The organism is Bradyrhizobium sp. HKCCYLS3013 (assembly GCF_051167615.1).
Classification (GTDB): Bacteria; Pseudomonadota; Alphaproteobacteria; order Rhizobiales; family Xanthobacteraceae; genus Bradyrhizobium.
This window is the reverse complement of record NZ_JBNPTK010000006.1, coordinates 316347-330644: the sequence shown is the minus strand read 5'-3', so window position 1 is coordinate 330644 and position 14298 is coordinate 316347. Positions and strand designations below refer to the sequence as shown.

The following is a 14298-nucleotide window of genomic DNA, read 5'->3' as shown; positions in this document are numbered from 1 at the left end:
ATGCGGCAGCGAGCCAATTAATCGATTGAAACGAATGATACATACAATATAATCTGTTGGATCGATTGATAACAGCATGAAATTCTTCTCCCCAGACTTGGTTTGGGAGAGATTTCCATGACTGCCCCTTCGCATGATCTGATCGCCGATGCGCCCATTGCCGTTCATCATCGACCTGCGCACGCGCCGGCGGCATCGGCGCTGCTGCCCGGGCTCGCGCTGTCAGCCGCGCTCGCGGCCGGCGCCTTCGGGCTGCGGCTGCTGCCGGGCCTCGGCCTGTTCAGCCCGATGATCCTGGCGATCGTGGCAGGGATGGCGCTGCACAACGTGGTCGGCACCCCGGCGCGGGCAAAGCCCGGCGTCGCCTTCTCGATGCGCCGCGTCCTGCGGCTGGCGATCATCCTGCTCGGCCTGCAGCTGACGGCGGCCCAGATCGTCGAGGTCGGCGCGCGTGGTCTCGCCGTGATCGCCCTGAGCCTCACCGGCACCTTCCTGTTCACGGTGTGGATGGGACGGCTGCTCGGCGTCAACCGCAAGCTGGCGGAGCTGATCGCCGCGGGGACCTCGATCTGCGGCGCGTCCGCCGTGATCGCGACCAACACGGTCACGCGCGCCCATGACGAGGACGTCGCCTATGCGGTGGCCTGCGTCACGGTGTTCGGCTCGATCGCGATGTTCATCTATCCGCTGCTTCCGGCGCTGCTGCATCTCGACGCGCACGCCTTCGGCCTGTGGAGTGGCGCCTCCATTCACGAGATCGCCCAGGTGGTCGCGGCCGCGTTTCAGCAGGGCCAGCAGGCCGGCGAGTTCGGCACCATCGCCAAGCTGGCCCGCGTGATGCTGCTGGCGCCGGTCGTGCTCACGCTCGGCCTGCTGGCAACGCGGCGTGTGCGCCATGGCGGCGAGACCCGGGGCAATGCGCAGCCGCCACTGCCCTGGTTCGTGTTCGGCTTCATCGCGCTGGTCGGCCTCAACAGCGTGATCAGCATTCCCGCCGAGATGAAGACGGTGATCGTGACGGCGACCACATTCCTGCTGTCGATGGCGCTGGCCGCGATGGGACTGGAAACCGATTTCGCCAAGCTCAAGGCAAAGGGCCTGCGGCCGCTGGCGCTGGGCCTGCTCGCCTTCCTGTTCATTGCAGGCTTCAGCCTGGCTCTGGTGAAGCTGACCACATAGGACGCATGTGACGCTCGAACAGCTCAGGATTTTCGTTGCGGTCGCGACCCGCGAGCACGTCACCCAGGCGGCCCGCGACCTCAATCTGACCCAGTCGGCGACATCGGCGGCCGTGGCCGCGCTCGAAGCCCGCTACGAGACCAAGCTGTTCGATCGTGTCGGACGCCGCATCGTGCTCACGGCGACCGGGAAGGCGTTTCTCGTCGAAGCAAAGGCGGTGCTGGCGCGCGCGGCCGCAGCCGAGACCGTGCTGAACGATCTCGCCGGCCTGAAGCGGGGGCAGCTGGCGCTGGCCGCGAGCCAGACCATCGCCGGCTATTGGCTGCCGGCCTTCATTCACCGTTTCAAGACGGCGCATCCCGCCATCAAGCTGCAACTGTCGATCGGCAATACGGAGCAGGTGGCGGACCGGGTGCGCGAAGGCTCCGCCGATCTCGGCTTCGTCGAGGGCGACGTCGACGATCCCGCGCTCGCGGCCCAGCCGGTCGCCGAGGACGAAATGGTGCTGGTCGGGCCGATCGATCATCCCCTGTGCCGCGGCGCGTCTGTCACAACCAGAGACCTGAAGACGGCACGCTGGGTGCTGCGCGAGCAGGGCTCCGGCACGCGCGCCGTGCTCGAATCAGCGCTCGGCGGGTTCGGGATCGCGCCAGCCGGGCTCGACGTGGCGTTCGATCTGCCGTCCAACGAAGCCGTGCGCGGCGCCGTCGAGGCCGGCGCCGGCGTCACGGTGCTGTCGCGCCTCGTCGTGATGCGCGCGGTCAAGGCGGGCCTGCTTGCTGTCGCCAATATCAAACTGCCCAAGCGCCGCTTCTACAGCCTGCGCCACAAGGAGCACCATCAGACCCAGGCTGCGCGGGAGTTCCTGCGAATCGCAGGGGAGACCGCGGCTGTCGACACTCATCGGTGACGGCTGAACCGCGAAAATCACAGAGAGAATCGAATCTGGATCAACGAATTCCGTCATTGCGAGCGCAGCGAAGCGATCCAGAACTCCGGCCACCTGCGTGACCCTGGATTGCTTCGCTGCGCTCGCAATGACGAAGGAGAGGCTAGTGCTTATCCAACGATGCCAGCGCTTCTCGCGCCGCGCGCTCGCCGCTGTCGCGTGCGCCATGGGCGGTGGAGAAGAAGTCCGGTGGCGTCGCTTCCCCGGCGAAGAACAGGCGGTCATCGACCGGCGCGGCGAGTACCGCGCGCTTGTCGGCATGGCCCGGCAGCGCATGCGAATAGGCGCCGCGCGCGAACGGGTCGGCGGCCCAGCGCGACTCGGCGAGCGGCTTGAGACTTTTGCGGATGTCGCCGCCGAGCAGCGCGACGACGTCATCGATCGCCTGGGCCGCGAGCGCGCCCTCGCCGGCCGCTTCGATGTCGCGGGCAAAGCTGCCGCCGTAGAAGCCTTCGATGCAAGGCTGGCCGAACGGGCGCAGCTGGAAGCTGCCGACCCGCGCGGTGCTGCTGCGGCCGCGCATCCCGGAATCTTTTGGCAGGTGCTCCCAGCCGTCGAGCGCCAGCGTCACCTTGTTGTCGAGGCCGAGCGGCAGACCGGCGGCGGCTTCGACCTTGGCCGGCAATCCGGGCGTAAAGCGGATCGCCTCGTCCGCGATGAGATTGGTCGGCACGGTGACGATCACCTTGTCGGCGGTCAGCGTGCCCTGTGATGTCGTCAGACGGATAGGCTTGTCGCTGTGATCGATCCGCGTGACGTCGCAGTTCAGCGCGATTGGCAGGCCGGCACCGTAGGCGGCAACCAGCGCGCCATAGCCGCGGCGGATCCGCCAGTTCAGCTCGGTGTCCTCATAGGCCTCGAAGTCGAGCAGCGACATCTGCTCGAGCTCGCAGCCGTTGAGATAGGTGCAGATCGCATCGATCATGCCGTTCCAGCGATTGCCGGGCTCGAGGCAGATGCTCGCAGGCGCATCGCGGCCGCTCTTCGCAGCATCTGCCGTGCGGGTGAAGAACGACTCCAGCGCGCCAAGGAAATCCTCGCGCTCAGGCTGCGGGAATGCCGCGTCATAGGCCTGGTCGCGCCACGGCGGACGTGAGTTGTCGATGGCGAAAGCGAGCTGCTCGGCGATGGCGACGAACGAATTGCGATCGGCCGAATGCAGCCAGCCGCAGCCGAGATCGAAGGTCACCTCGGGCGAGGCCATGATGGTGTGGGCTCGCCCGCCGATGCGGTCGCGCGCCTCCAGCACGATGAAGGAGACGCCCGCGTTCTTCAGTGCGTGCGCGGCGCCGAGGCCGGCCGCGCCGGCCCCGATGATGGCGATGTCGGTGGAGAGTGGAAAGGACATTGGCTCATCCAACTCCGTCGTCATGCCCGGGCTTGACCCGCCTGCGCGGCCGAAGCCGCTTCGGCGCGGCGAAGGCCCGGGCATCCACGCCGTCGCTTCCACGGCGCCAGACCGTGGATGGCCGGGTCAAGCCCGGCCATGACGAAGGAAAGAGCAAAGGCTGGCCTTACGCCACCGCTTCCTTCTGCTTCTCCGCGCGCTTGCGCTCGTTCGGGTCGAGGTGCTTCTTGCGCAGGCGGATCGACTTCGGCGTGATCTCCACCAACTCGTCGTCCTCGATATAGGCCAGCGCCTTTTCCAGCGTCATCCGGATCGGCGGAGTCAGACGGACGGCCTCATCCTTCGAGGTGGTGCGGATGTTGGTGAGCTGCTTGCCCTTGAGGACGTTGATCTCGAGATCGTTGTCACGGGTGTGCTCGCCGACGATCATGCCCTTGTAGACCTTCCAGCCCGGCTCGATCATCATCGGGCCGCGGTCCTCCAGCTTGAACATCGCGTAGGCCACGGCCTCGCCCTGGTCGTTCGAGATCAGGACGCCGTTGCGGCGGCCCTGGATCGCGCCCTTGTACGGCAGGTAGTTGTGGAACAGGCGGTTCATGATCGCCGTGCCCTTGGTGTCGGTCATCAGCTCGCCCTGATAGCCGATCAGGCCGCGGGTCGGCGCGTAGAACACCAGCCGCAGACGGTTGCCGCCGGACGGCCGCATCTCGATCAGCTCGGCCTTGCGCTCGCTCATCTTCTGCACGACGACGCCGGAATGCTCCTCGTCGACGTCGATCACGACTTCCTCGATGGGCTCCAGGGTCTGGCCGGTGGCCGGGTCCTTCTCGAACACGACGCGCGGACGGGACACGGAGAGCTCGAAGCCTTCGCGGCGCATGGTCTCGATCAGGATCGCGAGTTGCAATTCGCCGCGGCCGGACACTTCCATCGCGTCCTTGTCCTGCGATTCCACCACACGCAGCGCGACATTGCCCTCGGCCTCGCGCAGCAGGCGGTCGCGGATCAGGCGGCTGGTGACCTTGTCGCCTTCGGTGCCGGCGAGCGGCGAATTGTTGACGATGAACGACATCGACACGGTCGGCGGATCGATCGGCTGCGCCTGCAGCGGGCTCTCGACGACCGGATCGCAGAACGTATCGGCCACGGTGCCCTTGGTGAGGCCCGCGATGGCGACGATGTCGCCGGCTTCGGCGAAGTCCACCGGCTGGCGCTCGAGACCCCTGAACGCCAGGATCTTGGTGATGCGGCCGGTCTCGATCAGCTTGCCTTCACGCGACAGCACCTTGACCGCCTGGTTCGGCTTCACCGTGCCGGACGCGATGCGGCCGGTGATGATGCGGCCGAGATAGGGGTTGGCCTCGAGAATGGTGCCGAGCAGCCGGAACGGGCCCTCTTCGACCACCGGCGGCGCCACATGCTTGATGACGAGATCGAACAGCGGCTGCATGCCGTCCTCGTGCGAGGCATCGGGCGAGGTGCCCATCCAGCCGTTCTTGCCCGACCCGTAGAGGATCGGAAAATCGAGCTGCTCATCGGTGGCATCGAGGGCGGCGAACAGGTCGAACACCTCGTTGACGACTTCGGTGATGCGCGCGTCGGGCCGGTCGACCTTGTTGATGGCGACGATCGGCTTCAGGCCGAGCTTGAGCGCCTTGCCGACCACGAACTTGGTCTGCGGCATCGGGCCTTCGGCGGCATCGACCAGCACGATCACGCCGTCGACCATCGACAGGATGCGCTCGACCTCGCCGCCGAAATCGGCGTGGCCGGGGGTGTCGACGATGTTGATCTGGGTATCCTTCCACTGCACCGAGGTGCACTTGGCCAGAATGGTGATGCCGCGCTCGCGCTCCAGATCGTTCGAATCCATCGCGCGCTCAACCTGACGCTGGTTTTCGCGATAGGTACCGGATTGCTGCAGCAGCTTGTCGACCAGGGTCGTCTTGCCGTGGTCAACGTGGGCGATGATAGCGATGTTACGGAGGTTCATGGTCGGTGTCTTCTAAGCTTTCTCAAGAGCCCGTGCTCTGTCCCCGGCGGGGCGCGCGCTTTATGATAGTCGAATCAAGCTGTTAGCTTTGCGACGCGCGCTCGCGAAACTCGTTCGGCGGCAGGGGCCGGCAGCCCCAAATAGGAAGCCCGGCCAATCGACCGGGCAGACCTCGCGCGTTGCGGCGCAATATAGGCAGAAAATGCCAAAAAACAATGACTGCTTTCAGGAGCGAGGAGCAGTTTCCGGGCGGCAAGCTGCCCGTTTCGCGCCTGCACGCTGCCGGGCGGCGCAGTAGACGAGACGAGTCCAACCGCCCCGACCGGCGATCCCCACGAGGACCAGCACCGGCCAGCTCATGGCCGAAGCCGTCGGCTGCGCCTATGCGCAGGGAATCGAGAGCGCCTGCGGGCTCAGCCCGCCTCGGCCTGCTCGGTCGGATAGACACCGCGCAGGACCTCCTCGAAATGGGTCTTCACGGCCTCGTTGCACAGGCAGGAACGGCGCTTCAGCGCGTCGAAGTCCCGCACCATGAAGGCGCCGCGGCGGGTTTCGAGAATGCCCTCGGCCCTGAAGGTCTGGACAACCCGGCTGACGTAGCTGCGGCCGACGCCCAGCAGGGTGGCCAGCTGCTCATGCGTCAGCGGCACGATCGGCTCGCCATCGGTGCGGTCCATCGCGGCCACGATCCACTTCGCCGTGCGCTGCTCGATCGAATGGATCGCGTTGCAGGCGGTCGACTGGAACATCTGCGCCAGCATGCAATCGGCGTAGCGCGCGAACACGTTGCGCAGCGTCTTGGATTGCAGCTTGGCGGCGGCCAGGCGGGACAACGGCAGCCGGGCGAACGGGCCGCCGAACTTGACGACGATCCGCGTATAGGCGGGCAGGAAGCCCTCGCTGACGATGCCGCCGACGGCGCCCTCGCGGCCGACCAGGATGGTCTCGACGTCGCGACCGTCCTCATTGGGAACGAGATAGGACGTCAGCGCCGGCCCGCAGGGAAAATGCACGATCTGCACGTCGTCGCCCGGACTGTAGAGCAGCTCGTTCGGCGTTGCCGTGTCCTCGACCAGATTCGGCGAGATCAGCGCGTAGTCGGCCGGACTGAGCCGCCGCAGCAGGTTGTTGTAGGGCCGTTCCCGGCTCAGCGTGGTCACACCCTGGCTCAGCATCGTCATCCCCCGTGCGCAACGCATGTGCGTGATCCGTGCTCCTTGTGTTCACAAGTGCACCGACAGAGGAACTCTGATATGCTGCCTTGGTTCCAGGAACCCGCCAGCGCGCTCGAGAGGAGGCGCCGGCCGCGGGGTCCGTCCCTCCTCCTGGAACCCGCAGATCCCATGACCAGCTCGCAATCAGGCGTGCCCGAGTTCTATCAGCATGTGCTGGTCGTCGAAGACGACCCCATCATTGCGCTCGGATTGGAAGACACGATCACCGACCTCGGCGTTCCCGACATCAGGATCGCAGCCGACGTCGCCACCGCGCTCGCCATGATCGCCGAGCGTGTCCCGCAATTCGCACTCCTCGATGTCGGCCTGGTCCGCGAGAAGAGCTTTGCGATTGCCGAGCGGCTGGCGGCGCTCGGCATTCCCTTCGCATTCTCGACCGGTTATGGCGCCGACCGCGTGCCGGCCGCATTCGCCGACCGGCCGCGGCTGCCGAAGCCGTGCCCGACCGAGGCGCTGGAGGCCGTGCTGCGGCGACGCGATTAGTTGCCGTCGCAGCACGCGATCGTGTTGCCGCCGAGCAACAAGACCTCAGCCGAGCTTCGGATCGAGCGTGGTCGACCACAGCGCGACGTCGGCGCGATCCCGCAGGGTCACGGTCATCTGGCCCGTTGCGCCTTCGATCTTGACGTGGCCGAAGAACTGCATCCCGGCCGATGGCGGCAGGTTCTGCTTGTCGAGGCCGGGCGCCTTGATGAAGCGCACCTCGGGGCCGAAGGTGTTGTCGAGCTCGTTCGGACCGAACGTGCCGGCATGCAACGGACCGGAGACGAACTCCCAGAACGGCTCGAAGTCCTGGAACTGCGCCTTGTTCGGATCGTAATAATGCGCGGCCGCGTAGTGCACGTCCGCCGTCAGCCACACCGTGTTCTGGATCGGCGCCGTCTTGATGAAGCGCAGGATCTCGGCAATCTCGAGCTCGCGGCCGCGCGCCGGGCCGTCACCCTGGGCGATGGCTTCCGAGCCCTTCTTGTTGGCCGCGTCGTCATAGACGATGATGCTGAGCGGCATGTCGGAGGCGATCACCTTCCAGGTCGCGCGCGAATTGAGCAGCGCCTGCTTCAGCCAGCGCATCTGCTCCGGCCCGATGAAGTAGGACGCCGGGCCATATTTGTCCTCGAGATTGGGACCGTTGGCGCCGCGGTAGCTGCGCTCGTCGAGCACGAACACGTCGAGATGCGGACCGTAGTTGATGGTGCGATAGACGCGGCCCGGCTCGATGATGCTCTCGCGCATCGGATACATCTCGTGGAAGGCGCGCGCCGCGCGGGCCGCGAGCAGCTGGATGTTGCGCTCCTTGTAGCTCGCCGGCAGCTCCTTGGAAGCCGACCAGTTGTTGGTGACCTCATGATCGTCCCACTGCACGAAGATCGGCACCTCGGCATTGAAGGCGCGAACGTTCTCGTCGAGGAAATTGTATTTGTGGGCGGCTCGGAATTCGTCGAGCGTCTCGGCGACCTTGGCCTTCTCTTCCACGGTGAGGTTCTTCCACACCTTGTTGTCCGGCAGCTTTACCTCGGACTTGATCGGGCCGTCGGCATAGATGGTGTCGCCGGAATGCAGGAAGAAATCCGGGCGGTGCTTCTTCATCGTCGCAAAGGTGAACATGCCGCCATCATCGGGATTGATGCCCCAGCCCTGCCCCGCCACATCCCCGCCCCAGACGAACGAGACGTCGCGCTTGTTGCCGGGCGCGGTGCGGAAGCGGCCGGCCACGGCCTCGCTTTCGACCGCGGTATGCGACAGGTCGCGGAACTTGACGCGGTAGAAGATGTCCTGGCCGCTCGGCAGGCCTTCGATCAGCATCTTGGCCGTGAAGTCGCTCTCCGGAAGCGCGGCGATCGGTGGCAGCGCCCGCGCGTCCTTGAACGATTCGGTGGTCGCCACCTCGACCAGCATCTGCGACGGCCGATCGGCACGCGCCCAGACCACGCCGCCATCCATGCCGACGTCGCCGGACTGCACGCCATGCGTGATCTGCGGCCGGTCGGCGGCGCGGCTCAGATAGGGCATCGCCAGCGTCGTGACGCCGGCTGCGGCGGCCGTCGACAGGAAGCGGCGGCGGGACAGGGCTGTGTGCGGTCGAGGAATGCGAAGCGTCATGCGGATCTCCTGGTCGGATCGCGCGCGGGAGCAGGCGCGAGTCACGGCCCGGCAGACCTAGGAAAGATTGATGACGCTGGAATTACAATCGCGCCCCGGCCGCCGCGTGACACGGCCGCAGCGCAAGCGTGGTCCGACCTCAGGTGCCGGCGGCACGCAACTGCGCGCCGGTTCGCTGCAGATTGGCGGGCATGCTCATCAGGATGAGCTTGCGATCGGCCACCGCGTTGTGGAACTGCTCGAGCGCGATGTTGAACGCGGTCAACGCAGCGTGCTCGATCGCACCGTCCTCGAAGAAGGTCAGCGTGTTGCGCAGGATCTCGTCGGCCTCGCTCTGCAATTGGTCGAGCTCCTCGGTCGAATCGCTCCTGCGCGCGATGGTGATCATCTCCAGCAGACGATCGCGCAGCGAGGTGTTGATGGTGCGTTCGTCGCGCTTGAGATAGCCGGCGAACCACGCACCGGCCGAACCCATCGCCGAAAGCGCCATCAGGCTCCACCAGATGTAGTCGCTGTAGCGGTCGAGGAAGGTCTTCTCCTCGCCGTCGACGAACGCCGCCGCGCCGGGATGAGCGGGGATCGCCGCGTCCTTGTCAGTGTCCGGCGTCTCGATCTTGGCGGCAAGCGGAAATTCCGACAGCAATTGCTGGCGCACCGAGAACAGCTGATGCGTGAACGTCGAGACCGTCGAGTCGGTGAGGCCCTTGCGTGCCACGATGTGGTGATTGAAGCTGATCGTCTTCACTTCATCTTCGGGGCGATCGGGCGCCCCGCCGAACGCGCCGGCCGGAATCTCGGTGGCCTCGTATTCGGGATGGTTCTGTGCGATGGCTGCGGCGGAATCGATGGCCAGGAACGTCGGAGGCCCGCTTTCCTTGGTGGCGGCGGCGATCGCATCCGCCGTGATCTTGCTGTTGATGGGACCGGCCGCCAGATAGACATCGGCCCTCTGGCTTCGGACCGCTTCGGCGGCCTCGGTGATCGGGAATTGGACGATCTCGACCTTGCTGGGGTCGACGCCATATTGGCGCAGGATGACCTTCAGCAGGTTCGCGTTCGCCGGCGTCCGGCCGATGATGCCGACTTTGTGGCCCGCGAGCTGCGAGATCTTCGTGATCTTGGCGCCACCTTTGCGGCTCTTGCCCTTGCCGGACGAGGGCACCCAGAGGATGACGACGTTCTTGCGCAGCGTCGCCACCGCCTGTGCGTTCTTTGGGACCTCGAGGTCACCCCGCACGATCGCAAGATCCACCTTGGCGGCGGCCAGCGCCTGCGCGCTCTCGGCGGCGCCCTCGGTCGGAACCGGCCGCAGCCTGACGGAGGCGTGCGACTGGGAAAAGGCCTGGGTCAGGGCCTGGACGACCTTCAGGTCGTCGCTGTTGGGCGGACCGACCGCGATCTTGAGCACCACGGGACGCATCGCAAAATAGTAGGCACCCGTCAAAGCGCCGACGACCGCAAGGATCCCGGCGATGACGATGAACACGGCAGGGCGCATCCGTGAGCGCTGCGCTGGCGTGGTCTGAGCATCTACCAGATTCTGTCCTCCGGTGGTCCTGGGCCCGGGCGATGCCACAGGCGGCTTCGTCTGGCCACGTCGTCCTTCGATAGAGCTGAACTGTAGCAAATTTCTTGTCCGCCCGGGGTGACATCTGCGTCATGGTTACCATCGCACCAGCCACCGGGGGATCGGGACAGGTCCGAGCCCCTCCGGCAACGGCCTGTGACAAGGCTCTGATCGGGCGGACCCCGGCGCGATCCGGCTGGAGGTAGACCCCGCAATCGCCCGGATGTTGCCACGTGTCCGGTCGATTGCACCACGAGAGGAGATCGAGATGCCGCAACGATTGTCGGCGGAGGCACGCGCCACTGCCTTGCGGGAGCTTCCCGGCTGGTCCGAGGCGGTGGGCCGTGAGGCCATCGCCCGCACGTTCACATTCACAGACTTCAACGAAGCCTTCGGCTTCATGACCCGCATCGCCCTGGTCGCCGAAAAGGCTGACCATCATCCCGAGTGGCGCAACGTCTACCGCACCGTCGAGGTGGTCCTCACGACCCATGACGCCGGCGGCGTGACCCTGCGCGACATCGAGCTCGCCAAGGCGATGAACGCGATCGCCGCGACGATGCGCGGCTGAGGCCTTGGCGACGACGGCACGCGCCTTGCGGCCGGCGTCGCCATCACCACATCCGAGGGCGAGGACCGCGCCCCCGGCGCCGTCTGGAACCGGAGATCGGACATCATGTCGGATGCGACCGACTACAGCGTTGGCTTCGAGCCCGCGGAGCGGCTGGCCCGGGATCGCGAGACCCTTCGCCGTCGTTTCTGGATCAAGTTCAAGAAGGTTGTCGCGCGGTTGCCATTCGCCGAGGAGCTGCTTGCGGCGTATTACTGCGCCTTCGACAAGGAGACACCCCGGCACGTACAGGTCGCCCTGCTCGGCGCCATCGCCTACTTCGTCGTGCCGTTCGACTTCATGCCTGACGTGCTGCCCATCCTCGGCTTCACCGACGACGCGGCGGTGCTCGCCACCGCCATCCGCATGGTCGCCTCGAACATCACGCCCGACCATCATGCCGCCGCCCGCGCCGTACTCGCGCGGCTGGCGGCAGACAAGAACGCTGACGTCGCGAAGGACGGCGAGACGATCGGCTGACGACGGCTCCGGCCGGGCAAGCCGGGCGCCCGCAGTCAGCGCCTCGGAAGGGCGCAAAAGCAAAAAGCCCCGCATCCGCGGGGCTTTTCTCTTGATGGGACGTCGTCGAACGCTCCGAGCTCAGCGCTGGCCGCGCGCCTGGGCGCGGGCGCTGCCGGTCTTCTCGGCCTCCCAGGCCTGGTACTGCTTGAACAGCGCCTCGCGGTCGGCCTGGCTGGGCATCGCCCTGCCGGCGCTGCTCTGCTTCAGGAAGTCGTCGAAGCGGTCGCGTTGCGCGCCTTCCATGGCATGGCTCTCCAGCCATTTGCTGGCGGACGGCAGCCGCTGCCAGCCGGCGAGCGGGGCCGACAGCGAAACCTCCTTCCACTTCGGATGGAACGGCGGATTCTGGAATGCCGGGAATTTGGTGAAGAAGGCGTCGACGAAGGTTGCGAGCTTGCGATAGCGGTCGGTGTTCGGCGCCCAATTGTAGGCGGCGAGCACGGCCGGCACCGCGATCGTGTCGACCTTCTCGCCCTCGGCGATCAGGTTCGGGTAGTCCTTCGCCGTCAGGGTCGCGGGCAGATAGTCGGTCTGCAGCGGTCGATCGTAATCGACGTTGACGAGATGGAAGCGGCCGTCGTTCACGAAGGTCGAGACCGACTTGTAGGGCTTGCCGCCGACCACGATGACGGCATCGAGCTCGCCGCGCTTCAGCTTCTCCATCGCGATGCGCTGCTCGATGTAGGCGAAGTTGGCGCGCAGGCCAAGCCGCTCGAACACCGTCAGCGCCGTGACGAAGGTGCCGCCATTCGGCAGGTCGACGCTGACGCGGCGGCCCTCGAGGTCACGCAGGTTGCGCACCGCGCGCGGCGCGATCACCTGCATCTCTTCATTGTAGAGCTTGGTGACGTAGGTGAACTGCCGCTTGATGTCCTTGGCGAAACCCTTGCGCTCGAGATAGTCGAGCGTATCGGCGCGGACGATGCCGAGATCGACGCCCTGCAGGAACAGGATGTCGGCCACGCTCTGCACCGAGCCGCGGCCGACGATCGGCAGGACGCGCAGATTGTTGCCGTCGTCGAGCAGCGAGGCCAGGTCGGCGCCGAACTGCACGTAGGTGCCGCCGATCGTGCCGGTGATGAGCGTCACCGTGTTGGCGTTCAGCGCCTGCTTGGTCTGCACCGAGCCGAACTGGAAGATCGCCTTGAGGCTGTCGCTCACCTTGGCCGGGTCGAACTCGCCTTCCTCGGCGTGGGCAGCAAAACCGCACGCTATCATCATTGCGGCTAGGGCCGCTCCAACAAGACGTCGCATCTGTCCCCCTTGATGTAAGGCTGGCACATGGTTGCGAGCCGAACGCGGGCAACGCCAAGTCTCGGCTGGCGTCGCCCCTGAACGGACCCGAAAATCATGCGTGAAACAAAAAAATGAAACGGGGCGGCATCGCTGCCGTCACGAGCGTTCAGTTCTGCAGCTGATCGAGCCTGCGCTGCGCCTCTGACGAGCCGAGTTGGGCGGCGCGGCGGTACCAGTTGCGAGCCGCAGCCGGATCGGCATTGATATTGCGGATGTCCTTCGTTCCCAGCACGTGGGGATCGTAGGTCTGCGCCAGCATCAGCGCCGCGGCCGGTTCTTGCGCCTCGGCGGCGCGCTCCAGCAGCAGTCGCGCCGGCGGGATGTCACCCGCGGCCAGCAGACTCTTGGCGCGTTTCATGATGCCCGCGAGTTCGTCGGGATCGAGCCGGCGGACCTGCGCGGGCGGCGGAGCGGCGGTCACGGCGCCGAGGCCGGGTGCGACGATTGCCGATCCCGCGCCAGGCGAATTGATCGAGGACGGCTCCATCGCGCTCGGGGCCGGCGCGGCCGGTGCCGTGGCGAAGCTCGGCGGTGCTGCAACCGGCGCAGGCTGCGTCACGCTGCGATTCTGCAGCGCTGTCTGGTAGGCGTTGGCGATGTCGTCACGCGTCGGGGCGACGGCTGCCGTCTGCACCGGCGCCGCAGCGGCAGCCGGCGGCTCGGGCGGCAGTCGCGCCGGCTCGTTCAGCTGCATGTCGCGCGCGGTGAGCTGCGTGTTGGTGGCCTGCGGCGGGGCCGTCGGATCCGGCGTGGCGCCGATGATGGAAGCCTTGGCACTGGCGATCAGGTCGCGCGTCGCATCCGAGGTGACAAGCGCGAAGAGCACCGCGACGCCGGCCGCAGCCACCACGGCGAGAAGGATCCGGGACGAGATCGAGACGCGGCGGGTCCGCGCCGGCCACTGGTCCTCGAAATGCGTGCTGTCGATCTGATTGCCGCTCTCATACTCAGAGAGGAACATCGGCATCGATTCGTCGTTTGGATAGTTGTCCTGGGTCGACCGGCCGAAACGATAGTTCGGTGGGCGCTCCTGAGGGAGTTCGTCGGGGAAAGGCCTGAAGTCAGGCTCCGAAGGAGTTCTGTTGTTGAAACGTCCGCGCGTCGTCCGCTCAGCCATGGCCTTCATCCCCATCTCAACTTCACGCAACATACTTTTGGTCCCAAGCCCGTCAGAAGCTCGAGACACGTCACGATTGCCAGAGGCACCCCACTGCCGACAACTAATTGACTAATTGAATCCGACTAAAAGTGGACGAGAGCCGGCATGATTCTGGAAATATTTTGATCTGATTGTGGCGACGCACGTGCGACATCGCACGGCACCAAATCCAGAAACGTCGAGATAACAACGGCAAAGCCTTACAATTAACCATGCCATAATGTGGCGCGGTTGCGTTAACCAAGAAACGCTCGTTTTCGGATTTTCTGCTTCCGGTTGCGAATCCGTGACGCCGGCGCGGCAGCCCGCCGAACAAATTTGCGACCGCCGCGCATCGCGC

General features: G+C 65.9%; 12 protein-coding genes. 5 read left to right on the top strand and 7 right to left on the bottom strand.

All coding sequences use genetic code 11. The features are described from left to right. Nucleotides 1-117 precede the first annotated feature (117 nt). Both ACQR1F_RS14270 and ACQR1F_RS14265 read left to right on the top strand, forming a co-directional pair. Nucleotides 118-1179, top strand: a complete 1062-nt coding sequence (locus ACQR1F_RS14270; protein ID WP_410051952.1) for a YeiH family protein — start codon at nt 118-120, stop codon at nt 1177-1179. A 7-nt stretch (nt 1180-1186) separates the two neighbouring features. Beyond that, nucleotides 1187-2089, top strand: a complete 903-nt coding sequence (locus tag ACQR1F_RS14265; protein WP_316180184.1) for a LysR family transcriptional regulator — start codon at nt 1187-1189, stop codon at nt 2087-2089. Between the two features lie 142 nt (nt 2090-2231). On the opposite strand, the gene ACQR1F_RS14260 is transcribed toward ACQR1F_RS14265, so the two are convergent. From ACQR1F_RS14260 to ACQR1F_RS14250, 3 genes are all read right to left on the bottom strand, one after another. Continuing rightward, nucleotides 2232-3476, bottom strand: a complete 1245-nt coding sequence (locus ACQR1F_RS14260) for a flavin monoamine oxidase family protein (RefSeq protein ID WP_434913322.1) — start codon at nt 3474-3476, stop codon at nt 2232-2234. Between the two features lie 166 nt (nt 3477-3642). After that, complete coding sequence (typA, locus tag ACQR1F_RS14255) at nt 3643-5469, bottom strand: translational GTPase TypA (protein ID WP_315800830.1); 1827 nt, start codon at nt 5467-5469, stop codon at nt 3643-3645. A 413-nt stretch (nt 5470-5882) separates the two neighbouring features. Then, nucleotides 5883-6644, bottom strand: a complete 762-nt coding sequence (locus ACQR1F_RS14250) for a Crp/Fnr family transcriptional regulator (protein ID WP_315800831.1) — start codon at nt 6642-6644, stop codon at nt 5883-5885. Nucleotides 6645-6812: 168 nt separating this feature from the next. Here ACQR1F_RS14250 and ACQR1F_RS14245 point away from each other — a divergent pair, with 168 nt between their 5' ends. Then, nucleotides 6813-7187, top strand: coding sequence for a response regulator (locus ACQR1F_RS14245; RefSeq protein WP_315800832.1), 375 nt, complete (start codon nt 6813-6815; stop codon nt 7185-7187). Nucleotides 7188-7232: 45 nt separating this feature from the next. On the opposite strand, the gene ACQR1F_RS14240 is transcribed toward ACQR1F_RS14245, so the two are convergent. After that, complete coding sequence (locus tag ACQR1F_RS14240; RefSeq protein WP_316180181.1) at nt 7233-8804, bottom strand: alkaline phosphatase D family protein; 1572 nt, start codon at nt 8802-8804, stop codon at nt 7233-7235. 139 nt (nt 8805-8943) lie between these two features. After that, nucleotides 8944-10290, bottom strand: coding sequence for a TAXI family TRAP transporter solute-binding subunit (locus ACQR1F_RS14235; protein WP_316180179.1), 1347 nt, complete (start codon nt 10288-10290; stop codon nt 8944-8946). Nucleotides 10291-10639: 349 nt separating this feature from the next. Between ACQR1F_RS14235 and ACQR1F_RS14230 the strand changes: the two genes are divergently transcribed. Together ACQR1F_RS14230 and ACQR1F_RS14225 are read left to right on the top strand one after the other, a co-directional pair. After that, entirely contained in the window at nt 10640-10942 is a 303-nt protein-coding gene (locus ACQR1F_RS14230) for a 4a-hydroxytetrahydrobiopterin dehydratase (protein WP_434838765.1), read from the top strand. A gap of 105 nt (nt 10943-11047) precedes the next feature. Further along, nucleotides 11048-11461, top strand: a complete 414-nt coding sequence (locus ACQR1F_RS14225) for a YkvA family protein (protein ID WP_315800836.1) — start codon at nt 11048-11050, stop codon at nt 11459-11461. 120 nt (nt 11462-11581) lie between these two features. Here the strand turns inward: ACQR1F_RS14225 and ACQR1F_RS14220 are convergent, their stop codons facing one another. Then, nucleotides 11582-12757 carry a TAXI family TRAP transporter solute-binding subunit gene (locus tag ACQR1F_RS14220; RefSeq protein ID WP_315800837.1) on the bottom strand — a complete coding sequence of 392 codons (1176 nt, stop codon included), beginning with the start codon at nt 12755-12757 and terminating at the stop codon, nt 11582-11584. 148 nt (nt 12758-12905) lie between these two features. After that, nucleotides 12906-13916: a hypothetical protein gene (locus tag ACQR1F_RS14215; RefSeq protein WP_315800838.1), complete on the bottom strand. Its 1011-nt coding sequence runs from the start codon at nt 13914-13916 to the stop codon at nt 12906-12908. Nucleotides 13917-14298 lie beyond the last annotated feature (382 nt).

Excerpts from the sequence above, each read along its gene's own strand:
- ACQR1F_RS14250 (WP_315800831.1), bottom strand. The coding sequence starts at position 6,644 with ATGCTGAGCCAGGGTGTGACCACGCTGAGCCGGGAACGGCCCTACAAC.
- ACQR1F_RS14215 (WP_315800838.1), bottom strand. The coding sequence starts at position 13,916 with ATGGCTGAGCGGACGACGCGCGGACGTTTCAACAACAGAACTCCTTCG.
- typA (WP_315800830.1), bottom strand. The coding sequence starts at position 5,469 with ATGAACCTCCGTAACATCGCTATCATCGCCCACGTTGACCACGGCAAG.
- ACQR1F_RS14245 (WP_315800832.1), top strand. The coding sequence starts at position 6,813 with ATGACCAGCTCGCAATCAGGCGTGCCCGAGTTCTATCAGCATGTGCTG.
- ACQR1F_RS14220 (WP_315800837.1), bottom strand. The coding sequence starts at position 12,757 with ATGCGACGTCTTGTTGGAGCGGCCCTAGCCGCAATGATGATAGCGTGC.
- ACQR1F_RS14240 (WP_316180181.1), bottom strand. The coding sequence starts at position 8,804 with ATGACGCTTCGCATTCCTCGACCGCACACAGCCCTGTCCCGCCGCCGC.
- ACQR1F_RS14230 (WP_434838765.1), top strand. The coding sequence starts at position 10,640 with ATGCCGCAACGATTGTCGGCGGAGGCACGCGCCACTGCCTTGCGGGAG.
- ACQR1F_RS14260 (WP_434913322.1), bottom strand. The coding sequence starts at position 3,476 with ATGTCCTTTCCACTCTCCACCGACATCGCCATCATCGGGGCCGGCGCG.
- ACQR1F_RS14270 (WP_410051952.1), top strand. The coding sequence starts at position 118 with ATGACTGCCCCTTCGCATGATCTGATCGCCGATGCGCCCATTGCCGTT.
- ACQR1F_RS14225 (WP_315800836.1), top strand. The coding sequence starts at position 11,048 with ATGTCGGATGCGACCGACTACAGCGTTGGCTTCGAGCCCGCGGAGCGG.